The organism is Azotobacter vinelandii CA, from assembly GCF_000380335.1.
Classification (GTDB): Bacteria; Pseudomonadota; Gammaproteobacteria; order Pseudomonadales; family Pseudomonadaceae; genus Azotobacter; species Azotobacter vinelandii.
This window is the reverse complement of sequence record NC_021149.1, coordinates 143,266-166,780: the sequence shown is the minus strand read 5'-3', so window position 1 is coordinate 166,780 and position 23,515 is coordinate 143,266. Positions and strand designations below refer to the sequence as shown.

General features: G+C 64.6%; 31 protein-coding genes. 7 read left to right on the top strand and 24 right to left on the bottom strand.

The features are described from left to right. The first annotated feature begins 25 nt into the window (after window positions 1–25). From AVCA_RS00830 to AVCA_RS00820, 3 genes are all read left to right on the top strand, one after another. On the top strand, window positions 26–1,039 hold the full coding sequence (locus AVCA_RS00830; protein ID WP_012698867.1) for a DUF5924 family protein: 1,014 nt from the start codon (window positions 26–28) through the stop codon (window positions 1,037–1,039). Between the two features lie 147 nt (window positions 1,040–1,186). Further along, window positions 1,187–1,678 carry an acyl-CoA thioesterase gene (locus AVCA_RS00825; RefSeq protein WP_012698866.1) on the top strand — a complete coding sequence of 164 codons (492 nt, stop codon included), beginning with the start codon at window positions 1,187–1,189 and terminating at the stop codon, window positions 1,676–1,678. An 80-nt stretch (window positions 1,679–1,758) separates the two neighbouring features. Continuing rightward, complete coding sequence (locus AVCA_RS00820; protein WP_012698865.1) at window positions 1,759–2,166, top strand: DUF3301 domain-containing protein; 408 nt, start codon at window positions 1,759–1,761, stop codon at window positions 2,164–2,166. A 221-nt stretch (window positions 2,167–2,387) separates the two neighbouring features. Here the strand turns inward: AVCA_RS00820 and AVCA_RS00815 are convergent, their stop codons facing one another. Then, on the bottom strand, window positions 2,388–3,362 hold the full coding sequence (locus tag AVCA_RS00815; protein ID WP_012698864.1) for a CobW family GTP-binding protein: 975 nt from the start codon (window positions 3,360–3,362) through the stop codon (window positions 2,388–2,390). A 120-nt stretch (window positions 3,363–3,482) separates the two neighbouring features. On the opposite strand from AVCA_RS00815, the gene AVCA_RS25820 reads away from it, so the two are divergent. Both AVCA_RS25820 and AVCA_RS00810 read left to right on the top strand, forming a co-directional pair. Beyond that, window positions 3,483–4,019 (top strand): hypothetical protein, encoded by a 537-nt coding sequence (locus AVCA_RS25820; RefSeq protein ID WP_139239926.1) that lies wholly within the window; start codon window positions 3,483–3,485, stop codon window positions 4,017–4,019. 86 nt (window positions 4,020–4,105) lie between these two features. Next, complete coding sequence (locus tag AVCA_RS00810) at window positions 4,106–4,486, top strand: hypothetical protein (protein WP_012698863.1); 381 nt, start codon at window positions 4,106–4,108, stop codon at window positions 4,484–4,486. 316 nt (window positions 4,487–4,802) lie between these two features. Here the strand turns inward: AVCA_RS00810 and AVCA_RS00805 are convergent, their stop codons facing one another. The 12 genes from AVCA_RS00805 to AVCA_RS00750 form a co-directional block, all read right to left on the bottom strand. Further along, window positions 4,803–5,345, bottom strand: coding sequence for a flavodoxin (locus AVCA_RS00805; protein WP_012698862.1), 543 nt, complete (start codon window positions 5,343–5,345; stop codon window positions 4,803–4,805). 244 nt (window positions 5,346–5,589) lie between these two features. Beyond that, complete coding sequence (gene clpX, locus AVCA_RS00800) at window positions 5,590–6,912, bottom strand: ATP-dependent Clp protease ATP-binding subunit ClpX (RefSeq protein WP_012698861.1); 1,323 nt, start codon at window positions 6,910–6,912, stop codon at window positions 5,590–5,592. After that, window positions 6,905–7,786, bottom strand: coding sequence for a nitrogen fixation protein NifM (gene nifM, locus AVCA_RS00795; RefSeq protein WP_012698860.1), 882 nt, complete (start codon window positions 7,784–7,786; stop codon window positions 6,905–6,907). Before nifM ends, clpX begins: the two co-directional genes overlap by 8 nt. Beyond that, complete coding sequence (locus AVCA_RS00790; protein ID WP_012698859.1) at window positions 7,776–8,255, bottom strand: nitrogen fixation protein NifZ; 480 nt, start codon at window positions 8,253–8,255, stop codon at window positions 7,776–7,778. The genes nifM and AVCA_RS00790 overlap by 11 nt, the downstream gene beginning before the upstream one ends. Window positions 8,256–8,274: 19 nt before the next feature. Then, entirely contained in the window at window positions 8,275–8,622 is a 348-nt protein-coding gene (nifW, locus tag AVCA_RS00785) for a nitrogenase-stabilizing/protective protein NifW (protein ID WP_012698858.1), read from the bottom strand. Continuing rightward, window positions 8,619–9,158: a hypothetical protein gene (locus AVCA_RS00780; protein WP_012698857.1), complete on the bottom strand. Its 540-nt coding sequence runs from the start codon at window positions 9,156–9,158 to the stop codon at window positions 8,619–8,621. Before AVCA_RS00780 ends, nifW begins: the two co-directional genes overlap by 4 nt. 28 nt (window positions 9,159–9,186) lie before the next feature. Beyond that, complete coding sequence (gene cysE / locus AVCA_RS00775; protein WP_012698856.1) at window positions 9,187–9,984, bottom strand: serine O-acetyltransferase; 798 nt, start codon at window positions 9,982–9,984, stop codon at window positions 9,187–9,189. Further along, window positions 9,981–11,135, bottom strand: a complete 1,155-nt coding sequence (gene nifV / locus AVCA_RS00770; RefSeq protein WP_012698855.1) for a homocitrate synthase — start codon at window positions 11,133–11,135, stop codon at window positions 9,981–9,983. The genes cysE and nifV overlap by 4 nt, the downstream gene beginning before the upstream one ends. Before the next feature lie 72 nt (window positions 11,136–11,207). Continuing rightward, complete coding sequence (gene nifS / locus AVCA_RS00765) at window positions 11,208–12,416, bottom strand: cysteine desulfurase NifS (protein ID WP_012698854.1); 1,209 nt, start codon at window positions 12,414–12,416, stop codon at window positions 11,208–11,210. 1 nt (window position 12,417) lies between these two features. After that, a complete protein-coding gene (nifU, locus tag AVCA_RS00760) occupies window positions 12,418–13,356 on the bottom strand; it encodes a Fe-S cluster assembly protein NifU (RefSeq protein WP_012698853.1) in 939 nt (312 codons plus the stop codon). Between the two features lie 64 nt (window positions 13,357–13,420). Then, entirely contained in the window at window positions 13,421–13,744 is a 324-nt protein-coding gene (locus tag AVCA_RS00755; RefSeq protein ID WP_012698852.1) for a HesB/IscA family protein, read from the bottom strand. 222 nt (window positions 13,745–13,966) lie between these two features. After that, window positions 13,967–14,728 (bottom strand): hypothetical protein, encoded by a 762-nt coding sequence (locus AVCA_RS00750; protein WP_012698851.1) that lies wholly within the window; start codon window positions 14,726–14,728, stop codon window positions 13,967–13,969. Window positions 14,729–15,099: 371 nt separating this feature from the next. On the opposite strand from AVCA_RS00750, the gene modC reads away from it, so the two are divergent. Beyond that, window positions 15,100–16,176, top strand: a complete 1,077-nt coding sequence (gene modC, locus AVCA_RS00745; protein ID WP_012698850.1) for a molybdenum ABC transporter ATP-binding protein — start codon at window positions 15,100–15,102, stop codon at window positions 16,174–16,176. A gap of 179 nt (window positions 16,177–16,355) precedes the next feature. Beyond that, complete coding sequence (locus AVCA_RS00740) at window positions 16,356–16,574, top strand: Nif11-like leader peptide family natural product precursor (RefSeq protein WP_012698849.1); 219 nt, start codon at window positions 16,356–16,358, stop codon at window positions 16,572–16,574. A gap of 42 nt (window positions 16,575–16,616) precedes the next feature. On the opposite strand, the gene AVCA_RS00735 is transcribed toward AVCA_RS00740, so the two are convergent. The 11 genes from AVCA_RS00735 to nifE all read right to left on the bottom strand — a co-directional run bounded on the left by AVCA_RS00735 (window position 16,617) and on the right by nifE (window position 23,496). Beyond that, entirely contained in the window at window positions 16,617–17,051 is a 435-nt protein-coding gene (locus AVCA_RS00735; RefSeq protein WP_231876279.1) for a hypothetical protein, read from the bottom strand. Further along, on the bottom strand, window positions 17,048–17,806 hold the full coding sequence (locus AVCA_RS00730) for a DUF364 domain-containing protein (protein ID WP_175555948.1): 759 nt from the start codon (window positions 17,804–17,806) through the stop codon (window positions 17,048–17,050). Before AVCA_RS00730 ends, AVCA_RS00735 begins: the two co-directional genes overlap by 4 nt. Continuing rightward, the gene (locus AVCA_RS00725; RefSeq protein ID WP_012698846.1) at window positions 17,803–18,180 is read right to left on the bottom strand and encodes a hypothetical protein; all 378 of its coding nucleotides are present in this window, start codon (window positions 18,178–18,180) and stop codon (window positions 17,803–17,805) included. Before AVCA_RS00725 ends, AVCA_RS00730 begins: the two co-directional genes overlap by 4 nt. Then, window positions 18,177–18,677, bottom strand: a complete 501-nt coding sequence (locus AVCA_RS00720; protein ID WP_012698845.1) for a hypothetical protein — start codon at window positions 18,675–18,677, stop codon at window positions 18,177–18,179. Before AVCA_RS00720 ends, AVCA_RS00725 begins: the two co-directional genes overlap by 4 nt. Window positions 18,678–18,682: 5 nt before the next feature. After that, window positions 18,683–19,006: a 2Fe-2S ferredoxin gene (locus AVCA_RS00715; protein ID WP_012698844.1), complete on the bottom strand. Its 324-nt coding sequence runs from the start codon at window positions 19,004–19,006 to the stop codon at window positions 18,683–18,685. Between the two features lie 12 nt (window positions 19,007–19,018). Beyond that, the gene (locus tag AVCA_RS24130; RefSeq protein WP_012698843.1) at window positions 19,019–19,174 is read right to left on the bottom strand and encodes a ferredoxin family protein; all 156 of its coding nucleotides are present in this window, start codon (window positions 19,172–19,174) and stop codon (window positions 19,019–19,021) included. Window positions 19,175–19,457: 283 nt separating this feature from the next. After that, window positions 19,458–19,667 (bottom strand): CCE_0567 family metalloprotein, encoded by a 210-nt coding sequence (locus AVCA_RS00710; protein WP_012698842.1) that lies wholly within the window; start codon window positions 19,665–19,667, stop codon window positions 19,458–19,460. 19 nt (window positions 19,668–19,686) lie between these two features. Next, window positions 19,687–20,169 carry a NifX-associated nitrogen fixation protein gene (locus tag AVCA_RS00705; RefSeq protein WP_012698841.1) on the bottom strand — a complete coding sequence of 161 codons (483 nt, stop codon included), beginning with the start codon at window positions 20,167–20,169 and terminating at the stop codon, window positions 19,687–19,689. A gap of 30 nt (window positions 20,170–20,199) precedes the next feature. Further along, window positions 20,200–20,676 (bottom strand): NifB/NifX family molybdenum-iron cluster-binding protein, encoded by a 477-nt coding sequence (locus tag AVCA_RS00700; RefSeq protein ID WP_012698840.1) that lies wholly within the window; start codon window positions 20,674–20,676, stop codon window positions 20,200–20,202. A gap of 4 nt (window positions 20,677–20,680) precedes the next feature. Continuing rightward, window positions 20,681–22,057: a nitrogenase iron-molybdenum cofactor biosynthesis protein NifN gene (gene nifN, locus AVCA_RS00695; protein WP_012698839.1), complete on the bottom strand. Its 1,377-nt coding sequence runs from the start codon at window positions 22,055–22,057 to the stop codon at window positions 20,681–20,683. 11 nt (window positions 22,058–22,068) lie between these two features. After that, window positions 22,069–23,496: a nitrogenase iron-molybdenum cofactor biosynthesis protein NifE gene (gene nifE, locus AVCA_RS00690; RefSeq protein WP_012698838.1), complete on the bottom strand. Its 1,428-nt coding sequence runs from the start codon at window positions 23,494–23,496 to the stop codon at window positions 22,069–22,071. Window positions 23,497–23,515: the final 19 nt, after the last annotated feature.

The window sequence follows — 23,515 nt, the reverse complement described above, 5'->3', positions numbered from 1 at the left end:
TCCTCCCTGTTCCGATGATGTCGTCATGCAGTCCTGGAAAATCCGCCTCCAGCCGCTGATCGCCCTGGCCAGCCGCCACCCCCGCCTGCTCGCCCTGTTCGGCTTCGCATCCGGCCTCGCCAGCTTCTTCCTGGTCGAACGCAAGGAAAGCCTGGCCAGCATCATCGCCATCGTGATGCTGGTGAGCTGGGCCTGGCTGCTGCTGGAAAACCTGCTGACCCGCAGCCTGAGCCGCTGGCTCGGATTGGAACTGCCCCCGCCGCTGCTGCGCTACGCGACGCAGATGGTCCACCAGGAAAGCCTGTTCTTCGTCCTGCCCTTCTTCTTCACCACTACCACCTGGAACAGCGGCCAGGCCGCCTTCACCCTCCTGCTCGGCCTGGCCGCACTGGTATCGATCACCGACCCGCTGTACTACCGCTGGCTGGCACCGCGGCGCTGGGCATTCATGGCCTTCCATTGCCTGACCCTGTTCGCCGTGCTGCTCACCACCCTGCCGCTGATCTACCAGTTGGCGACGCCGCAAAGCTACCGGCTGGCCCTGGCCTGCACCATGCTGCTGGCTTTCCCCAGCCTGCTCGGCGCATTGAACGGGCAGAACTGGCGGCGTCGACTGCTGTTGATCGGCCTGCTCGCCGCCCTCGGTGGCGCCGGCTGGTGGGCTCGTACCTGGGTGCCGCCGGCCACCCTGTGGTTGAACGCAGTGGCGGTGACCCAGGAAATCGACGGACGCACCCGCAAGCCCGGCGCCAACCTCAAGCGCATCGAACTCGCCCGCTTGCAGGCCCGGGGCCTCTATGCCTACACCGCGATCCACGCCCCGCGCGGGCTGAACGAACGCATCTACCATGTCTGGCGGCATGCCGGCCGAGAGGTGGACCGCATCCCTCTGGAGATCCGGGGCGGCCGCCAGGAAGGCTATCGTGCCTGGAGTCACAAGCGGCATTTTCCCGCGAACAGCCCAGGTCGCTGGGAAATTCGCGTGCAGACCGAGGCCGGCCAGTTGATCGGCGTGCTGCGCTTCCGGGTCGACGAATAGAATGGTGGCATTCTGGAACGAGGGTTCCAGACGCCCGGGCGGTATATTTTATCCGTGCATAGCAATTAGCTGCAGGCAAATCCGCTCAATTCGGTTATCGTTGCGGCATTACGTCTCACCCAACATTAGGCTACTAGGAGGCCGCTGATGGAATATGGTAACGCCCAGTTGACGATGACCGTGCTGATGACGCCGGACATGGCCAACTTCTCCGGCAACGTGCATGGCGGCACGTTGCTCAAGCTGCTCGACGAGGTCGCTTACGCCTGTGCCAGCCGTTATGCCGGCAGCTATGCGGTAACGCTCTCGGTGGACCAGGTGATCTTTCGCCAGCCGGTCCACGTCGGCGAGCTGGTGACCTTCCTCGCCTCGGTCAACTATACTGGCAGCACATCCATGGAAATCGGCATCCGGGTCGTCACCGAGAACATCCGCGAACGCACCGTACGCCACACCAACAGTAGTTTCTTCACCATGGTGGCCCTCGATGAAAATCGCAAGCCCACTCATGTGCCGCCGCTGCAGCCCACCACGGAACAGGAAATACGTCGCTATGAACAGGCCAAGCGACGTCGCGAGCTGCGCCAGGAACTGGAAGCGCGCTACAAGGAGATCAAGAACAAGGCGGCTTCCTCTTAACTCGAACGACGAATGCACAGGCGTCGACCGGCGGATCGACTAAGCTGGGCTCGACGTCACAGGTAAAACAACAACAAATCATGCTGACTCTCGCCAACCTGTCCATTCTGTTGCTGCTGGCCGGCACCGGTGCCTGGCTGTGGCATACCCACGGTCTGCGTGAGCGGGCCCTGGCCGCAGTCAGGCAACACTGCGCGAAAGCAGGTGTCGACTTGCTCGACGACAACGTCGCTCTGCGCCGTTTCGGCCTGCACCCCGATGCCCGCGGCCATCGACGCATGGCCCGCATCTACGATTTCGAATTCACCGTCACCGGCGAACAGCGCTACAACGGCAGCATCGTCATGTTCGGCCGCCATGTCGCCCGCATCGAACTGGGCGCTCACCCCTTTCCCGCACCACTGCCCCCCTCTCGCCAGTCCGCCGAAGTGATCCAGCTCGACCAATGGCGCCGCGAACACCCCTCGCACAAGCAGCACCATTACTGAAACCCTATACAGTGCCTGACTGCTCCACTCCAGTCCTTCCGCGGTAGAAAATCGGCCCCGCCCACAACCCTCTCCGGGGTGTACCGGCACGAACCGACAACGGCTGCCCGGCAGTACATGAGCCATGACGCCGGGACTCGGGCGCGCCAGAGCGTGCCACCGAACGGATGCCGAAAGAAAAACGTGCCCGCAGGGCGTGGAACGGGTTTCCGGGCCAGCCTTCAACCGGGCAGGCGACAGGCCTCCATCGCGGCCCTGAGCGCTTCCTCGTCCTGCGCTTCGGCGAAAATCAGCTCGAGCCGCGAATCCCTGCGCCATTCGCTGGGCTGCCAGCGGATCGGCTGGCGATCTAGCGCGTTGCCGGACAGCCAGCCGTCCCCGGCATGCAGAACCAGCTTGGCGCGCCGCCAATGCAGGCCGGACAGCCAATGCCGGATGCGCGTCAGCGCGAAACGCTGACTGGCATGCCAACGCCAGCCGATGCTCCAGCCATCGGCCCGAGCCTGGCTGACGCAGATCGGAAGCCGCGGATCCGCCCAGACCTCTTCCAGCGCCGCCGCAACAGCCGGCAATTCAGCGCCCGGAAGCCCGCCGCCCTCGTCCGTGCGGACGGCCAGCTCCGGCAGCAGCGCCAGAGGCAACGCTCCCTGGCTGGTCCAGTACAACGGACGTCGCGGCAGCCTTTCCGCCAATTGCGCACGTGCTGCCCCATCCAGCGACTCCGCCTTGTTCAGGACCAGCAGCCCGGCCATGGCCAACATCTCCGCCTGAGTCGACGGCAGTGCCGCACCGGCAACCAGGTCGGCAGCATCCAAAACCAGTACGGCGGGCCGCAGTGCCAGCACTTCGAACCAGGGAGGCGCCATGAGCCGATCCCACAGCCCGACCGGATGGCCGAGTCCGGAAGGCTCGATCAGCAGGCGGCAGGGACGGACCTTGCGCAGCAGCCGCGTCAGAGCGACCTGAAAGGGGACACCGTTGACGCAACAGAGGCAGCCACCGGCGACTTCGGCGAAAGCGACGCCCTCTGTGCCGCTATCCAGCAGGGCGGCATCCAGGCCGATCCGGCCGAATTCGTTGATCAGCACCGCCCAGCGCTCGGTGGCCGGCTTCTGTGCCAGCAACTGGCGGATCAGGCTGGTCTTGCCCGCCCCGAGGGGGCCGGCGATCAGGTGGGTGGGAATGTTCTTCAACATTGGCGGCATGGTGAGGCTTTTTGCGCGGGGCGGGAAGCCCGTCGCGGCAGAAGGCCTCGGAGGAAGAGACGAGCTGGCATGTCACGTTAGACGTCGGGCGTCCTCTCGACAGAACTCTCCATGCGCCCGCCATTCCTGTCGCTCGCCTTGCCCGGCCAGCAGGTGGAAATGAACTTCACCGAGCACTGTCCCGAAGGCAGCTTCGACATCTGCCACCAGACCCGAATCGAGGGCATCCCTTACCGGCAGGGTATCCATCACCATGGCGCTGCCAACAATACCCGTTATCTCGAACCCTCCTGCGAGAATCTCAGCGACGGCCGCCGGACCTTCCCCCGAGCGCAGCAAGCCCAGGCGTCCCGATCCGCATCGGCAGCGAACAGCCCGAAGCTCGTCGCCAACAATGGTCTTCGTGCATGCATCTCCATGCTGAAAGGCACTCCGCCGAATTTCCAGCGCCCGGCCACGACATCGGGAGTCCCGAGTGTCGCACACCCTATCCCGCCGCGACCGGCCCTACACAAGCACCTCAGCCATAAAACCATGCAGGATTTCTTGACCCTAATCAACAAAATCGCAGATTTCTGTGCGAAACCAGACAATATTTTGTCGGCATCACCACACTTTGTCGCTCACATCGCCTGCCAAAGAAAGTAAGTTATTGATTTTAATAAATAATTATTCTTGGCACGCTTCATGGATAAAGAGCAAAGACTATTGAAGACTTCCTCGGAGGATTCGCCATGAAAAAGCTCGGCACCCTGGCTCTGACTCTCGTCTTGATAGCCACAGGTAGTGTGCATGCCGCCGAAGTCCTCGAGGAAACCAAGGACCAGACTTCCGGCAAGTCGGTCGGTGGCATGAGCGGCATGATGATCGGCGCCATCGGTGGCCCGCTCGGCATGTTGGTCGGTGCAGGTGTCGGCGCCCTGTTCGGTGGCGAGGCCCAAGATGCCTCCGGCCTCAGCGAGCGAGCCTACAAGGCCGGCACGGCCGGCGGCGAGGAAAAGGTATTACGCGCACCCAATGACAAACTGGTCATTGGCGAGGCGGTCGAGATCCGTGGCAACCGCGCCTACCGCGAAGCCACCGCGCAGGCCGACTCCGGCATCAGCTATCACTAAGTGACCCGTTCAAGTCGCCGGGTCTGTCCGTACTCCCATCCGGGCAGGCCTGGCGCATTTCTTCCCATCGACCTCGCCCTTCAGGGCAAGGCATCGCCGACAGAGCGATTTGTCGGACAGAAGACGAGTCGTGCGGGCTGTCCCGCACAGCGACACCATATGACGGTGAAACAAAGCGCAAGAGATCCGGCCATCGGAGTCGGTCGTGCCTTGCGAGAGAGTGTGCGCCCAGCGGCGCGATCCGCAGAGAAACGAAAAGAAAACATGCCAAGTCACCCGGCCATGCAGCGGAGACCGCATGACCGGGGATCGACTTTTACAGGGACAGCCCGAACTCGGGAGCGATCTGTGCCAGCCAGGCAGCAACGCGCTCGTCGGTCTTGCCGCTCTGATTGTCCAGATCCAGCGCCAGGCCGACGAACTTGCCGTCAACCACGGCCTCGGAGCTTTCGAACTCGTAGCCGTCGGTCGACCAGGAGCCTACGATCTTGGCGCCACGGTCCTTGAAGAAGGAATACAGTTCGCCCAGGGCATCCAGGTAATTCTCGGGATAGCCAACCTGATCGCCCAGGCCGAACAGCGCCACGGTCTTGCCGCTGAAATCCAGGCCCTCGATCTTCGGCAGGAATTCTTCCCAGCTTTCGTTTTCGCAGTCGGAGGACAGACCGGGGAGTTCGCCTTCGCCAAGGGTCGGAGTACCCAGAATCAGGAACTGGTACTGGGCGAAGTCTTCCGCGGAAACACGGTTGACGTTCAGCGCATCGGACATGGTTTCGTCGTCGAAACGCTTCTTGATCGACTTGGCGACCTTGCGGGTTTTACCGGTGTTGCTACCGAAGAAGAGTCCAATCTTGGCCATAACTTAACCTCTGGCTGCATGCATGAGATTCGTGGTCGGAGCGCCAGTCTCCGGGCTTGTACACCTGGCTGGCCGGTGAGTAACAGCAAGAAGCAGACCACTCCCCAAACCCCGAACACATTTACCAACTTATTGATTTAAAAGCATTTTTTATGGCAGTAAAAAATCCTGTCGCAAATGCGACGATAAGAATGGGGCGGGCAGGCAGGCCTTGTCGTTTTTACAACAGTTCTTTACGACCTCCTCAGAGGTCGGCCGACAGCGCGGATTTTTCCTCCACTACCGGAGATGGATCGGGCTGAATCCGTCCGCTGCCATCTTCGGCCAGTCGGGTCAGAACCTCCAGAGAGCGGCCGCCATCCTCATGCTCGACCAGATCCAGCGTACAACCGCGCAGTTGTGGCTGCGAGGGCATGTTGAACATGGTCTGCTGCAGGGCGGCTTCCAGTACAGCGCGCAATCCGCGGGCACCGGTCTTGCGAATCAGCGCCTGGTCGGCGATGTAGTTGAGGGCCGCATCGGTGATCACCAGTTCGACGCCCTGATAGGCGAACAACTGCTTGTACTGTTTGACCAGTGCATTGCGCGGCTCGGTGAGGATACGCAGCAGGGTGGCGTGGTCGAGTTCCTGCAGGAAGGTGATGATCGGGAAACGACCGATGAATTCGGGAATCAGGCCGAACTCGTGCAGGTCGTCCGGTAGCAGCGAGGCCATCAGCTCGTTGATCGAAGGGGCCTCCCGACGCGGCTGGGCATGGAAACCGATACCGGTGTTCTTCGGCTGGATGCGGCTCGAGACCAGTGCTTCCAACCCGGGGAAGGCACCGCCGGCGATGAACAGGATATTGCGGGTGTCCACCACCTGCTCCTCGCTGTGCTCGTTGCGTCGCCCGGACTTGCTGATGCGCACCTCGGTGCCTTCGACCATCTTCAGCAGGGCCTGCTGTACCCCTTCGCCGGAGATGTCGCGCACCGCCGTACCGCCCCCGCTGCGCTTGGCCAGCTTGTCCACCTCGTCGATATAGACGATGCCCCACTGCGCCTGCTGCACGTCGCCGCCGGCCGCATCGAGCAGACGGGTGATGATGCTGTCGACGTCATCGCCGACATAGCCGGCCTGGGTCAGGGTGGTGGCATCGGCCATGGCGAAGGGAACCCCGAGAATGCGCGCCAGGGTACGCACCAGCAGGGTCTTGCCGGTACCCGAAGGGCCGGCCATGAGGATGTTGGATTTCTCCAGTTCGACCTGCTCGCCCAGTTGGCAGACCGGTTCGCGATCGCAGTTGAGCAAGCGCAGGTAGTGGTTGTAGACCGCGACCGACAGGGTCTCCTTGGCTGCCTCCTGACCGATCACCGACTCGTCCAGGTGCTTCTTGTATTCCACGGGGGTGCGTAGCTGCGGAGCCAGCTGCTGGTTCTTGCGCCGCTGCCCCCAGCTGCTGACCACCTGATGGGCAAGCTTGACGCAGGCTTCGCAGATTCGCCCGTCGTTGCCGGCGATCAGCGGAACGGTCGGGCTCTTCTCCGCGCCGCAGAACGAGCAGCAGGGTTTGTCCGTTTTATCCATGGGCGAGGTTCTCCAAAGTAGCGTTTTGTTGGAGCAGGCTTTCCAGCCATTTGCGCTGATACGCCTTGCGCTGCCGGAGCTGCAGCCTGTCGCGCAGACGCGGCAGGATCTCCTCGAGGGTGAGCTGCCGGGCGGGGCTCACGCTTTCGCAGTACAGCACGTGAAAACCGATCGGCGATTCCAGTACCGGACTCAGTTCTCCCCGCGCCATCTGGAACAGGCAGGCGTCCAGTTCGGGATAAAGCGTTCCCGGGACCACCTCGCCGAGCAATCCGCCCTGCATCGCGGTGGGACATTCGGAGTGCTTCATCGCCTGCTCGGCGAAGCGCTCCGGCTTGCCGCGCAGCCGCTTGAGGATGGTCTCGATGCGCGTCCGGGCGGCTTCGCGGGTGTTTTCCGGAAAATCCTCGTTGATGGTGACCAGGATGTGCCGGGCCTTGTGCTGGGCGGGCACCTTGAATTGCTCGGCGTGGTTGAAGTAGTAGAGGCTCACATCGGTGTCGCTGATCTCCGGCAGGCCGGCGCAGACGCAGTCGAGAACGGCCTCGACCCTGAGCTCCCGGGCCAGCATGGCGCGCATGCCGGCAGCATCCAGCGCCTGCGCGTCGAGGGCCTGCTGTAGCGCCTCGGGACTCTCGTAGCGGCTGGCGATGTGTGCCCAGGCCTCTTCGAGCTGGGAGGGCGGGATCACCACACCGATCGCATCGGGGCTGCGCAACACGGCGTCCTCGATATGCCTCTGCCGGCCGATGATGCGGTCGGCCTGCTGGAGCTGCTCCTCGCTGAGCTCGCCGGGCGCGCAGCCGAACTGCTCGTGGGCGACCTTCAGCAAGTAATAGCGGCTGTCGCCGTCGGCGAGACGCTCAGATGCCATCGAGCACCTCCTCGATGGCCGCCGTGGAGTCGGCCATCGCCAGGCTCTGCTCGGGCACCTGCAATACCAGACCGTCGCCGAAGTGGACATGGTACTGGATGCCGAGCTCGGGCTCGTCGCGCAGCACCTTCATGATGCTGCCGAGCTGGCCACGCTTCACCAGCACCTGGCCGCGCACGGCAAGACTGCGGGTGGCGATCACATCGTCGCGGAACTCGAAAAGGTTGGGAATCCAGGGAGCCGAGGCGAGGATCAGCTCCTCCTCGCGGCAGCCGATGGTGCGTCCTTCGTCGAGGAAGTGCACGCGATAGATCAATTGATCCTGCAGATAAGTACCGACGTCATAGACGCAACCCACCGCGCCACGGCGCATCAGCAGGGCGCCGGTATTCATGCCCGGATAGGTGCCGTCGTTACGCACGTTGCGAATCAGGCGAACCTCATCACCATATTCAAACTGCGGCAGCATGGCGCCTCCCCTCTTAAGCTCAGCTCAACAGTTGGTCGATGGAAACGAAGGTCTTCTGCGGTTCGTGCATGCGAAACACCTTGAAGACCTTCTCGGTCAGGGCATCGGACTCGACGAAGTCCAGATAGGCGCGCGCCAGCAGCTTCTGGAACACCGCGTAGCGGGCCTGGTCGTCGTGCTCGTCCAGATCGCCGGCCTTGCTCAGGTAGTCGTGGTAGCGTTGCATGATGTGCAGCCGGTTGACATGCACGACATCCTGATCGAAGGGCACACCGAAGAACTCGAGGAAGTCCTCGGCCGAGACCAGCTCGTCCATGGCCTCGTCCAGGGTCAGGTCGGAATCCGGGGAAAAGGGTTGCACGGTCATGGTCTTATCTCCGCGTTGGCCGCAGTGGGGAAAATCAGGATTTCAGCGCTGTGTTCGGCCAGCACGTCCAACAACAGCCTGGCTCCCAGGCGGTTTTCCGTGTCCAGCTCGACGACCTTGGCGAGCATGGCCTTGCCCTGCTCGAACCGGCCCAGACGCAGGTTCAGATAGCCGGCACCCTTGAGCGCCAGCAGATAGAAACGCAGGAGCGCGATGCCCCGCTCGGATGCCGCCGCGAGATACCCGGCATCGATCGCGCGCCAGTCCGCGGGCAGCAGCAGCCGGGGACCGACCACCTCCAGTACCCGCCAGGCGATCTGCAGAGCGTCCTGATAGCGGTGCTGGTAGAAATAGAAGCGATACAGGCCGACCAGCACCGTCAGATCGTCCGGGGCGAGGGCCTGTGCCTCGAGCAGCGGCTGCTCGGCGGTGCCCTCGGCATACTGTTCGGCGGCCGCGGCCAGACGGGCCGCTACCTCCGGGGCGAGCGGCTCGTCGTAGTACAGGCTGTCGCTGTCGAAGTCCTGCAGGTCCATGCTCAGTCGTCTCCCGTGGTTCCAGCGATCACTCGGCCACCGGAGTGGGTACGGCCCGACGGCGACCGGCCGATTGTTGAGCCTGCGCAGTGGTGCCACCGGCGCAGTCGCTCTCGCAAATGCTGTTGTCGGAGTTACAGACCTGGTAGAACTGCTGCTGGCTGCCGACGGTGACCAGCCCACCCGCCTCGACCTGCTTCTCCAGCGCATCGATGCGCTCCAGCAGGCAGGCGATGGCCTTGCCCACCGGGTCCGGAATCAGGTGATGGTCGAGGTCGATGCCATAGGGATTCGGGCGGCCGGCCTCGCGCACCTTGACTACCTTGCCGGGGATGCCGACCACGGTGCAACCGTCCGGCACATCCTGGACCACCACGGAGTTGGCCCCCACCCGGGCGCCCGCGCCCACGGTGATGGGACCGAGAATCTTGGCTCCCGCGCCCACCAGCACGCCGTCCCTCAGCGTCGGATGGCGCTTGCCCTTGTTCCAACTGGTGCCGCCGAGAGTCACGCCATGGTAGAGGGTCACGTCGTTGCCGATCTCGGCGGTTTCGCCGATCACCACGCAGGCGCCGTGATCGATGAAGAAACGCTCGCCGATGGTCGCCCCCGGGTGAATGTCCACGTTGCTCAGCATGCGGGCGACGAACGACAGCAGACGTGCCGGATAGCGCCAGCCGGCACGCCACAGGCGATTGGCCAGCCGGTAGCCGATGATCGCGTGCACCCCCGGATAGGTGGTGAGCACCTCGAAGGTGGTGCGTGCCGCCGGGTCGCGCTCGAAGACGCAGCGGATGTCATCACGCCATTGCGTAAGCAGACTCATGCCATTCCTCCTGCGGCCAGTTCGGGATTGCCTTGCTCGCACAACTGCCGATAGAAATCCTGCAGCTCGGCAGGCTGCGGGCTGCGCTTGGTCCTGGTGGAGAAGGCACGGATGCGGCCGAGCAGCGCTTGGCTCTGCCAGTCCGCCAGCTCGATACCCAGATCGCGGTACGTGTTGCGCACCATGTGCGCCCCGGAATGCTTGCCCAGCACCAGACTGTGGCTGCGACCGAGTTCGTCGGGATTCAGCCCCTCGTAGTTGCGCCGATGCTTGAGCAGTCCGTCGACGTGGATACCGGCCTCGTGAGTGAACACCCCGGCGCCGACCACGCTCTTCTGCCAGGCCACCTGGCGCCCCGAGGCCCGCTCGACCAGCGCGGAGATGGCCGGGATGCCGCGGGTATCGATACCGGTGTCGATACCGTGGAGGTTCTTGAGCGCCAGCACGCACTCTTCCAGCGCGGCGTTGCCGGCACGCTCGCCGAGCCCGTTGACCGTGGTGTTGATATGAGTCGCCCCGCCCATCACCGCGGCCAGGGTGTTGGCCGTGGCCAGCCCGAAATCATCGTGGGCGTGCACTTCCAGCTCCATGTCCAGGCGCCGGCTGAGGAAACGGAAGCGGTCGAGCATGCCGAAGGGCTCCATGACCCCGACGGTGTCGGCGAAGCGCAGCCGACGGGCGCCGGCGGCCTGCGCCACTTCGCCCACCTGCACGACGAACTCCAGATCCGCCCGCGAGGCGTCCTCGCAGCCCAGGCACACCTCGAGCCCGGCCATGCGCGCTTCGCCGACCAGCCTGGCCACTTCGCGCAAGGCCCAGTCGCGATCGCGATTGAGCTTGTGGTGCAGCATCAGGTCGGAGACCGGCAGCGAAAGGTCGACCATGGTCACCCCGGTGGAGCGCGCCGCCGCGAGATCGACGTCGCATAGCCGGCACCAGGCCAGCAGGCGAGACGACAGGCCGAGACCGGCGATGGCGTGCATCACCTCGCGCTCTTCCTCGCCCATGCTGGGAATGCCGATCTCCAACTCCGGCACGCCCAGTTCGGCGAGCGCGCGGGCGATAGCGATCTTCTCGTCGGCATTGAAGGCGACCCCGGCACTCTGTTCACCGTCACGCAGGGTAGTGTCGTCGATGATCACGCTAGCCATGGCTTTCTCCAACAACTCGGGCGGGGTGGGGACGATTTCCCGCGGGATACGCTCCCGCAGGACGGCGGCGACTCAGCCGTAGACCGGAGCGAAGGCCTTGCCCGGGTCCTCCACCGGACCGTTGCCGCTCCAGTAGGGCGACAGCTTGCGCAACTGGGCCACGATCGGCGGAACCTCGCGGATCACCCGGTCGATCTCCTCCTCGGTGGTGTAGCGCGACAGGGAGAAGCGCACGGTGCCGTGGGCGGCAGTATAGGGAATGTCCATGGCGCGCATCACGTGGGAGGGCTCCAAGGAGCCGGAGGTGCAGGCCGAACCGCTGGAGGCGGCGATGCCGACCTTGTTCAGCAGCAGCAGGATGGCCTCGCCCTCGATGTACTCGAACGCGATGTTGGCGGTGTTGGGCAAGCGGTTGTCCGGATCGCCGGTGACGAAGGCATGGGGCACGACGGCGAGGATACCGGCCTCCAGCTTGTCGCGCAGGCGCTTGACCTCGGTGTTCTCGTGCTCCATGAACTGCAGCGCGCGTTCGGCGGCGACACCCAGGCCGATGATGGAGGCGGCGTTCTCGGTGCCGGCACGACGGCCGCGCTCCTGGTGACCACCGCGCAGCAGCGGACGGAAGCGGGTGCCGCGGCGCAGATAGAGCACGCCGACACCTTTGGGCGCGTGCAGCTTGTGGCCCGACAGCGAAAGCATGTGGATCGACGAATTCTTCAGGTCGATCGGTACCTTGCCCACGGCCTGCACGGCATCGGTGTGAAACATGATGCCGGCGTCGTCGGCCAGGCGCGCCATCTCTTCGATCGGGAACAGGGTACCGGTCTCGTTGTTGGCCCACATCACCGACACCACGGCGACATCGTCGGTCAGCAGGCTGGCGTAATGCTCCAGATCCAGACGGCCTTTCTTGTCCACCGGCAGCTTGTGCACGGTGTAGCCCTCACTGGCGAGGTAATCGCACAGGCTGAGGACGGCCGGGTGTTCGACCACGGTGGTGATGACGGTCTTGCGTTCGGGCTGGGCCTTGAGCGCCGAGAGGATCGCGGTGGAGTCCGACTCGGTGCCGCAGGAGGTGAAGACGATTTCCGAATCGTGTTCGGCACCGAGCAGTTTCTGCACGCTCTGGCGGGCCTTCTTCAGCGCCATGCCGACCTGGTTGCCGAAGCTGTGCAGCGACGAGGGGTTGCCGAACTGTTCGGTGAAGAACGGCAGCATGGCCTGGACGATTTCGTCGTCCACCCGGGTGGTGGCGTTGTTATCGAGATAGACGTCAGCCATTTCAGACCTCCATCTGCGCGTGAGCCGCAGCGCTGACCGGAATCACCTTGACGAACTCGCCGAGCTCCTCGATCAGGCGCTGCTGGATGCCGCCGAGGGTCATGCTGGCCATCTGGCAGCCGGTGCAGGCGCCGGTGAGCTTGACATAAACGTTCTTGCCGTCGACATCGATCAGTTCGACGTCGCCCTTGTCGCGCTGCAAGGTCGGACGGATCGCCGCCAGCACGGTCTCGATGCGACGGATGCGCTGCAGGTTGCTCAGCTTCGGGGCAGCCGCCGGGGCTTCGGCCACCGGGGCGGGAGCCGGCTCGGGGGCGAGCACCTTGACCTTCTTCTTGGCCTTTATCGGGGCCGCGACGAAGACTTCACCGCGAGCGGCCAGCTCTTCGGTCAGCACGCGCTCGATAGCCTCGTGGCAGGCGGAGCAGCCACCGCCGGCCTTGGTGTAATTGGTCACGTCCTCAACGGTAGACAGCTTGTTGGCACGGATGGTATCGCGGACCATCACCTCGTCGACGGCGAAGCACTTGCAGATCAGCGCGCCCTCTTCGTGGTCGTCCTCGATCGTCTCGCCACGGTAGTTGGCCACCGCGGCCTGCAGGGCTTCGCGGCCCATCACCGAGCAGTGCATCTTCTCCGGCGGCAGGCCATCGAGGTAGTCGGCGATGTCCTGGTTACTGATCTTCAGCGCCTCGTCCAGGGTCAGGCCCTTGACCATCTCGGTCAGCGCCGAGGAGGAAGCGATGGCGGAACCACAGCCGAAGGTCTGGAAGCCGGCATCCAGAATCACGTCGGTTTCCGGGTCCACCTTCAGGGTCAGGCGCAGCGCATCACCGCAACTCAGCGATCCGACGTCGCCGATGGCGTTGGCGCCTTCCACGGCTCCAGCATTCTTGGGGTTGTAGAAGTGCTCTTTGACTTTTTCCGAATAATCCCACATGTCGGCTTCATCTCCCGGTGAGTCTTTGGGGGCCGGCCCGGCCGGCGACCTCAGGGTTGCTTATTCAACAAGCAAAAGACTTGCCACAACCACAACTGTTGGTGGCATTCGGATTGACGAAGGTGAAACCGCTACCTTCCATGCTTTCCACGAAGTCCATGGTCACGCCATCGAGCAGAGGAGCGCTGGCGCTGTCGATCAGCAGGGTGATGCCGTCGCAGTCGACCAGTTGATCGTCTTCCGCACCGGCTTCTTCCAGCTTCAGGCTGTATTTCAGGCCGGAACAACCGCCACCCTCGACCCGGATGCGCAAACCGGCGATCGGCTTGCCAGTGCTGCTGATGAAGCGGGTAACCGCGCTCTTGGCGCTCTCTGTCAGGGTAATCATCGGCTCGTCTCCTACAAAACTTGGCGGTTGCTTGCTCAACCTGTCGCAAGGTATTGCTGCAACCGGCATGCCACGCCATATGTTTAAAATTTTATCTTTAAAATCAAAAGGTTGCTTTTTGACAAACTAGCCCGTGGCTGTAGCGAACAATACCTGTGGCCATGAATGTCTGATTTCCGACAAGGCTTGTCGGCCTAATACGCAACGGCACGGTCGGGACGGTCAATCGCCGGCCAGGGCCGCCTCGCTGAAATAAGGGGTACGATGCAATTGGGCCGCGCCATAGCGAACCATCAGGCAACTGTTGCGCTCCACCCGCCCGGCCGCCCCGAGCAGTCCCTGCTGCTGGATCAGCACGTCCCCCTTGCGCAGGGCCAGCAGGCGCATGGCCTGCCCGGCCGACGGTTCCCGGGCCTGCGCCCGTTGCAAACGCATCTCGAGCTGGCGCCACTGCTCCAGGCTCGCGCCCTCCTCGTGCATCCGCTGCAACTGGGCGGCCAGCGCCGGGTTGCCGGCCAGCAGCCGCCGCAGCGAGCGGCGACTGTCCAGGTGGCTGCCCGGCTGGACTTTGAGTCCGGCTTCCAAGGGCATCGGCCGCAGGGCGATCAACGCGCTCAGATGGGGCACGCTGCCAGCGCAGGCGCTGCAAGCGAGCAACACCTGCGCACTTTCCAGGGCATCGATGCCGAGCAGGTAGGCTCTCTCGCCGGCCAGCATGTTCAGCGGTGCGAGCAGCCGTTCGTGCAGTACCAGACCGAGGATGCCGGCCGCCTGCAGATGGAAGGTGTTGCGCTGGCGCAATACCTGCGGATGGGCCTGACGCTGCCTGGCGGCCGGCTCGCAGCGCAGACGATAGGCCGCCACCGCGGCGGCATGCCGGTCGACCAGGCTTTCGGGAAGACAGCCACGCAGCAGGACGAAGCCATCGCGGGCGAATGCGAAGCTGTCGGGCAACGGTGCGGTTGCAAAGCTTGCTTCCAGCATGATCCTGAACCTCCTGCAGCAGCGGCATGATGGACCGGCACCGGGCGGGCCGGGAACAGGCATGCGCTATATAGAAATGAATACAAATAATCGCTGAGCATCTGGAGTGCAAAGACTTTGCCAATGCGTTAAATTGAGAAAAAACAGAGGGTTGCATTGCATTTCCGCTTGTCCGGTTATACACAAAGCTACACACATAAATCAGCCTTGTGCCCTAGCCGACAAGCCCTCCGGGAAGGCCGGCGCAAGCGGGGCCGCAAGGCGCAGGCAGGCGACATGCACGAGCGGCCCTGCCCGGCGCGACGGCTCGGGCGACCGCTGGCGCCCTGCCTCCCTTATCTTTTCCGCCCGCTGGGCACGGGAGATTTCAGATGCCAGAACAGGGAATAGAGGCGCAGTTGCGCCTGCAGCGGGGAGCCTTCCGGCTCGATGCCCACCTGCAACTGCCGGCCAACGGCATCAGTGTGCTGCTCGGTCGCTCCGGCAGCGGCAAGACCACGCTGTTGCGCGCCATCGCCGGGCTGGAACGGGCCGAGGGTTTCCTTCAGGTTGGCGGGCAGCTCTGGCAGGACGCCACCTGCTTCCGTCCTCCCCACCAGCGCTCGCTGGGCTATGTCCGCCAGGCCAGCGAACTGCTCCCGCATCTGGACGTGCGGGCCAACCTCGAATTCGGCTATCGGCGCATTCCCCGCGCCCGGAGGCGCCTCGGCCTCGATGAGGTGATCGCCCTGTTCGGATTGGAAGACCTGCTCGACCAACGCGCCGAATGGCTCCCCAACGGTCCGCGCCAGCGTGTCGCGATCGCCTGCGCATTACTGACCAGCCCCGACCTGCTGTTGCTGGATGCCCCGCTGATCTGCCTGGACCGTCACAGCCGGGCGCAGATCCTGCCGGCCCTCGAACAGTTGCGCGGGCAACTGCGGATTCCCCTGCTCTACGTCACTCACAGCCAGGACGAGGTCACCCGGCTGGCCGACCATCTGATTCTGCTGGACAAGGGCAAGACGTTCGCCAGTGGCCCGCCGGGACGCTTGCTGAGCGACCCGCGTCTACCGCTCAACCATCCGGACGAAGCCGCAGTGGTACTCATCGGCCAGGTGGAACACCACGACCCCCATTACCGGCTCAGCACCGTCCGGGTACCCGGTGGAACCCTCAGCGTCTCCCTGAGCCGCCTGCCTCCGGGCGCGGAGACGCGAGTACGGATCTTCGCCCGGGACGTGAGCCTTTCCCTCGACCCGCCGCACAACAGCAGCATCCTCAACATTCTTCGCGTCCGTATCGCCGACCTGTTCCACGAACAGGATTCGGCACGGGTCATGGTGCGCCTGGATCTGGACAGCGCCTGCATCCTGGCACGGATAACCCGCCTGTCGGCCGACCGGCTGGGACTGGCGCCGGGCCTGCAGGTATATGCACAGATCAAGTCGGTGGCGCTGATGGAGTGAAGTAAACCACTGTCGCGATTGCGCCAAGAAATACTGGCGATTGTCGTCAATGCGACAAACAATCAAGCATAACTAATTGATTTAAAGGAAATATTTTCCAAGGGCATCCCAATTGCATATGGCCGGTACCCGCGAATTCGACGTTCCGGGGTTTGAGCAACCAGCAAAGAGAGAAGTGCATGTCCATCAAGGAAATCAAGACCTTCGCCGAGAAGGCCAAGGCGGATCCGGCTCTGGCCGAGAAACTGAAAGCCTGCGAAAAGATCCGCGACATCCTCGCCCTGGCCAAGGAGTCCGGCTTCAGCATCATCGAAGATGTGCTGTATCCGCCGAATGAGCCGCAGTTCACCGAGGACCAGTTGTCGCCGAAGATGGCCAAGGCCCTGCTGCGCGCCTGAACCCGCTCGCCGGGGCGCACCGCCCCGGCAACCGCTCCACACTCAGCAGCCGAACCCGATCAGTTCCTCGTAGACCCGCCGCAGCAGTTCGCGGTCGAGCCAGGGCATGCCGATGCTCTGCGTCAGCTCGATCCAGCGGGTGCCTTCCGGCGGCGGCGGGAGTTCATGCCCGGCCAGGGCCGCCAGATAGATCGGCATGATCTGCCCCGGTACCTCCATGTTCAGACGGAACTCGCCGATCAGTTCCAACTGCCAGCCGAGCGCCATCGTTTCCTGCAGGGCACGCAGCGCGCTGGCCGGATGGCATTGCACGGGCGCCTCCTGATCCTCGGCGATCACCGCCAGCCTGGGCAAAGTCTGTGGCAAGACCACGCCGCCCCCGGTCGGGATCAGAAAGCGCAGGCGCGCGCTCACCGGATGCTTGTGGCAGAGCAGAATCCGCCATGACAACTCTTCACTGGTTTGCTGTTCGTTCATGAGTCCAGACCCAACAGGGCATATTCCACCGGCCCGGCGAACAGCCGGGTACCGCCTCCTTCGGCGACCACCTGGCGTGCGGCATGGGCATCCCGCACCCGTACGCCCGCCAGGTAATTCACCCCGAACCGTCGCCAGTCGTAGATCCATGGCAGACTCGGCCCCATCAGCACCACCTGGGCGTGCGACGACAGCTCCAGCAGGCGCGGCAGGGTCTTGTTGGCCAGGCTGCTGGCAGTGATGAATACCCAATCGGCCTCGGGCAACAGCCGCTCGACCGCCGTATCGGGAAGATCGCCCTCCTGCGGCTCGCGCTCGAAGCAGCGGTACGGCAGGTCCTTCCAGAGCTGCGCGAGCCCCGGATAATGGCCGATCACCGCGACCTTCTGTCCCTCCAGGCGCGGCCGGAAATGCTCGAAGACGCTCAGGTTGCCGGGCACGGCTCCGTGCAACGGCTGGGCCTGGCGCAGGCAGGGAGAGGCGCGATTGACCACGGCATTGACCACCGCCAGCCCCACGGCCGCCTCGGCGCCGTTCCAGGACAGCAGCCAGGGGTACAGGCGTTCGGCACCCTGGCCGGCCAAGGTGCCGGCCCAGCTCAGGGTGCGTGGCACCTGGCGCGGGCCGAAAGCGAAACCGAGGCTGTCGCCGACTTCCGCCAGGGTCCAGCTGAGGCCGAGACAGACCCGTTCGACAGGGTCGTCGCGGGTGACGCCGGCGGCATGCTCCAGCAGCCAGTCGTACAGGCCGTTCATGAGCCGAGCGCCGGCAGCAGGCGGAGTTCGCTCTTCAGCGCACCGCGGTAACCCCATGCCGTGGCGGCCTCGATCACCCATTCCGACTTGCGCGGATGCGGCAGCAACACGTCGAACTCGGCGAAGGCCTGGCCGTCTCCATGCACCAGTACGCTGCCCAGATAGCCGCCGTCCGGCGTGCGCCACTCGGCATACAGGGTCTGGCTGTGATCGTAGGGGTCCTCGCGCAACTCGCCGCGGGTGTGCGGCGTACCGGACACCGCCAGGCCCTGCTCGACTCCGGCGGCGCTCAGGCTGCTGGCCAGCGCCTGCCAGATCTCCGAGAACAGCGGTCGGGCGTCGTCCAGACGCCTCTCAAGCATCGCATTGGTCAAGCGGTATCCTCCTCGAAGGAACGGGCGATCTGCAGGAAGGCACCGCCGCCGATCTCATCGCCGGGATCGAGTTCGAGCAGTTTCTCCAGCACTTTCCGAGCCATCGCCACCTTGGCGCGACGCAGGCGGATCACGCCCAGCGCCTTGAGGCTGAACAGATACAACCGCTCGGCCCCCTGGCGTCGGCTCCAGTCGGCGCTGCCCGGTTGCAGGCGGCGATAGTTGCGGTCGAAGCCGGCGGCCTGGGCGGCAGCGCGCAGCGCCGCCCAGGCCGCAGCCTCGGCCTCTTCGTAGCGCTTGCTGACGAAGTAGAATTTGTACAGGCCGATGTGCGCGTCCGGCTCCTGCGGCCAGCGCCGGCGCGCCTCCAGCAGCAACGCCTCGACGGCATCGGGAGTCCCGGCGCAGAGAGCGTTGTTGAGCAGATAGCGCAGCGCCTGGGGCGTGCTGTCGGAAAAAAACGCCCGTTCGCCGGCGAACAGCAGCACATCGGCCATGTCGGCTACCAGATCTCGGCAGGGGTGAGCTTGTCCGCGTAGGGTTCGCCGCCGAGCAGGTGCTGTTCGACGATGATCGCGGCGTCGGCGGGCTCCACCCAGCTATACATGACCGCGCCGGGATAGATCAGCACGTTGGCGCCGGCCTGGCAGGGCCCGAGGCAGCCGGTGGTGGTCAGGGCGATGCGATTGGTCAGGTTCTTCTGGATCAGTACCTGGGCGAAGGCGTTATAGACGCCTTCGGCACCCTTTGCGCCGCAACTGCCGCGCGGATGGCCGGCGGGACGGTTCTGAGCGCAAATAAAGATATGGAACTCGGGTTTGGCCATGAATCTTCCTCCTCAAGCTGCCGCTGCTGCGGCTTCGTGGCTATGGCACTGTTTGGGACAGACCTTGTAGCAGCGACCGCAGCCGACGCGGGCCTGCGGACTCAATGCGGTGATGAACTGCGGAATCCACTCGGAGCCGCCACGGGTACGCCCGACAATCATTGCCATCTACCTTTTTCTCCTGCCCGCCCCTTGCGGTGCGGAGGCCAAACGGTTGTCGAAATCGACAAAGGCGGTTCGCGAGCCCGCTCTCAATGGATGTATCAGCGCTACCCGACCGGGTCGGGCACCGCCCGGCCTCGTGAGCCAGGGCGGCAGCTGCCCGCCATCGGGACGGGCTGCAAGGATTCGGGCCGACAAGGCCCCGGTACAGGGGAGCCGCGGGCTTCGTGGGCCCGGGCCCGGGCACGCCACATGGGCGTGCCGTGCCGCGGCGAAAGCCGCCGCCCGGCTAGGCGGCGCCGGTCGCGTCGAGACGCGCCTTGGCTTCGGCCCACTCGACACAGGCTTGACGGGCCTGGCGGGCCAGCTCCGGCAGCGATTCGTAATCGTTGAACAGGCGATCCTCGACCAGATCGTGGATCTGCGAAGCCCATTCGGTCGCGATGCGCTTCTTCTGGCTTACCTCTTTCTTCAGGGCCTTGATTTCGTCTTCGGTCATCTGTGTCTCTCCCGATCGATCAGAGCTCGGCGACCGTACGGTGCTCGTTGACCAGTGTTGCGGCCTTGCCCAGCTGCTTGTTGGCTTCGGCGACCAGCGCCTCGAGGGATTCGAAACCGAAACGGTGAACGTCGCGCAGGGTCTTGTCCAGGGCGACCAGCTTGCCGACCAGGATCAGGGCGCGCCCGAAACCTTCGTGGGTGATGTTGATCACCGGTACGGCGAGCAGGCCGGTTTCCCGCTCGAGCAACTGGGCGAGGGTGTTGTAGTAGGCCTTGATCCGGGAGATGGTGGTTTCGTCCGGATCGCCGACCACCGGGATGGCCCTGCGGCGCTCCTTGGTCAGCACTAGCGGATCGACCACGCGGGCATCGCTCCAGGTGTCGTAGGTGCCGTAGCTGTCCACGGCCCGCAGTTGCACCACCATCTGGCGAATGATCGGATCCTGCAGGAACTTGTCGTCTTCCTGCACCACGGGCTCTTGTTGCTCTTCGTAGTACATGTCGCTTCCTCGCTGAAAAAGTGGTCGGACCTATTCGTCCCAGCCTTCGGCGGCCATGGCGTCGAAGCGCCTCATGTCGGGGCCGCGGGTACGCTGGATGGCCTTGGCCAGCCAGGCCGAAGGACCTTCGCGCAACTCGACCTGGAGGGCTTCGATGAGCTCGGCGATGCGCGCGCCTTCGCTCACCTTGATCGGCTGCACGCCGATGGCCATCAACTGGCGCACCGCCGAGGCGCCGCAGGCGCAACAGTACACGGCAACGCAGCCGTCGAGCAGATCGATCTTCCTGGCCAGCTTGTCCTCGTTGCCGTCCTGCTCCAGCTCGCCGAACTCGACGACCGAGAGGAGCTGGGAGCGCTCGGGATTGACCCCGTAGATGGCGAAGGAGCGCGAGGAGCCGAAATGCTGGTCGACCAGTTCGCGGTCGGACGAGGCGAAGGCGACCTTCAGCAGGGTGCCGTCGTCCTCGCTATCCAATACCTGCAATTGTCGGGTCGGGCTGGACATCGCTTCAGTGCCTCCATTGCGGCTGTTCGGTTGCCGGTTTTTGCGCATAGATCGAATGATAGGGCTGGATACCCTGGTGGTGTTCGACCAGCAGGTTGGCCAGATCGAACAGCACCTGACTGCTGCCGCGGTAGCCGGACCAGCAGCGTTGGAAACCGCCCAGCAGATCGTACTGCGGGAAGCCGGCACGCAACAGTGGCACACCGAGGCGACGGGCGCTGGCCAGGGCGTGGCTGTTGCCGATCACCAGTTGGGCCTGGCCGGCGCGGGCGGCATGCTCGAGGTCCTCCAGGTCGCCGACCCGCACGGAGGGCAGAGGCGAATCGACCAGCGCGGCGGCCCGGGCCGGCACCACGGCGGCTACCGTGTGCGCGCCCATGCTGCGCAGCAGGGCATCGAAACCGAGCAGCAGATCGGGATCGGCGGCGATGGCCGTGCGTGCGGAACTGAGCATGAAGTGGGTGTCGAGCATGGCGTCCTGCAATTGGGCACGCTGGCGCTTGTAGCGGTCGGGCACCGGATTGCCGCTGATCTCGGCCAGCGCCATCAGCCAGGCATCGACCGCATCCAGACCGTAGAGCATGCCGAAGCGCCGGTCGGGCACGCCGGTGCGCTCGGCCAGGGCGTCGGCCGCACCCGCCAGGCTCTGCCCGACCACCAGAGTGGCGACGCTCTGTCCGGCGGTGGCCAGTTCGGCCACGCTCAGTCCGCCGGTGGTCAGGGCATTGAAACGGTTCTCGTCCAGGTGGCCGTCGAGCGAGCCGGACAGGTCGGGGATCAGCAAGGGGCGCAGACCGAAGCTCTCGATGCTTTCGGCGATGTACTCCAGATCGCCCGGGGTGAGATTGGCCGAGCACAGCACGTTGACCTGGCGCGGACGCTTGCCCACCTGATCGCGCCGTTCGGGCACCAGCGTCTCGACGATCGCCTTGACCGCCGCGGCGAAGCCGCTCTCGAAGCAGCCGCTGAAGTCCGGCGTGTTCACCGGAACGATCGGCACGTCCTTGTACTCCTCGTACTGGGTACGGAACTCGTGCAGGGCGGTGTGCAGGTCGCAGCCCTGGGTTTCCGACAGGCCGGTGGTGAGCAGGCCGATGACCGAGGGATTCTGCCGTTCGCAGATGGTCTTCAGCGCCTCGACGACGTTCTCGTCGGCGCCCATCACCGAACTGACCTGGTCCATGGCGGTGGTCTGCAGCGGGACCGGCTCGCGGAAATGGCGAACGAAGAACACCTTGGCGAACGCGGTGCAACCCTGCGAGCCGTGAAACAGCGGCATGCTGCGCGCCAGGCCGAGGATGGCCAGCGCGGCGCCCATGGTCTGACTGGCCTTCAGCGGGCTGACGGCCAGGGCCTTGTTGCGATTGATGATCTCGGCCATCGCGGTTCTCCTCAGGCGTTCGCCGAACGGGCCGGCGCGCTCGGCGCGGCGTCCTGGCTGGCGGGGATGTCCCAGGGCGCGGGGCGGCGCACCGCCTCCCACACCGGGCATTCCAGGGTGATGCAGAGCTGACGCACCAGTTCCAGCATGCCGTCGTAGCCGGCATAGCCGAATTCGCGCTCCTGGTTGATGTCGAGGAAGGGCACGCGGCCCTTGAGCGCGGTGTACATGTTGCGTCCGCCGGCGATGAGGATGTCGGCCTGGTACTCGTCGACGGTCTTCAGCAGCACCCGCGCATTGCCCTCGTCGAGCATCTTGACGTCGTCGCCCATCAGTTCGCGGATGCGTGCCTTGTCTTCCTCGGTGGACTTCTTGGTGCCGGTGGCGACCACCTTCATGCCCAGGTCCTGCAGGGCGGAAACCACCGACCAGGACTTCACGCCGCCGGTGTAGAGCAGCACGCGCTTGCCCTCCAGACGCGCACGCCAGGGTTCGAGGGCGGCGCGGACCTTGGCCTCCTCGCGCGCGATCAGCGCCTCGGTGCGGGCGGTCAGGTCGGGATCATCGAGCAGCCGGGCGAAGTCGCGCAGCGCCTGGGAGGTGTCGGTGATGCCGTAGAAGCTGCCCTCGAACCAGGGCGTGCCGTAGGTTTCCTGCAGCTTGCGAGCGACATTGAGCATGGCCTTGGAGCAGACCATCATGTTCACTTCGGCGCGGTGCATGGTCTGCACCTCGCGGTAGCGCGCATCGCCGGCCAGGGTGCAGAGCACCCGCAGGCCCAGTTCGTCGAGCAGCGGCAGGACATGCCAGAACTCGCCGGCGATGTTGTACTCGCCGATCAGGTTGACGTCGTGCACGCGGATGCCCGGACGCTCGCTGCCGACGGGCAGCGGATCGGGCTCGCGGGTGCCGATCACGTACTTGAGCATGGCCTCACCGGCGATGCGGTTGCCGAGGTTCTTGGTGCCGTAGAAGCCGGCCGAGTCGACCGGGATGACCGGGGTGCCGAAGCGCTCGGCGGCGGCTTTGCACACTGCGTCGACGTCGTCGCCGATCAGCGCCGGCACGCAGGTGTTGTAGACGAACACCGCCGGCGGCGAATAGCTTTCCACCGCCTGGCGGATGGCATGGAACAGGCGCTTCTCGGCGCGCCCCATGATCACGTCGTTCTCGGTGAGATCGGTGGTCATGCCGATGCGGTACAGGTCCGGCCCGCTGGAGCGGGTGCCGCGGTTGTCCCAGGAACTGCCGGCGCAAGCGATCGGCCCGTGAACGATATGCGCCACGTCGGCGACGGGCAGCAGGGCGATCTGCGCGCCGTCGAAGGAGCAGCCACCGTCGGTGGCGCCCGGCTTGGGCTTGGCGCAGCCGGACTTTTCCTTCTTGTTGTGACTGCAGGCGGGCTCGTCGAGCAGTTCGGCAATATCCTTGGCTTTCATCGCGTACCCCTCTGGTCGT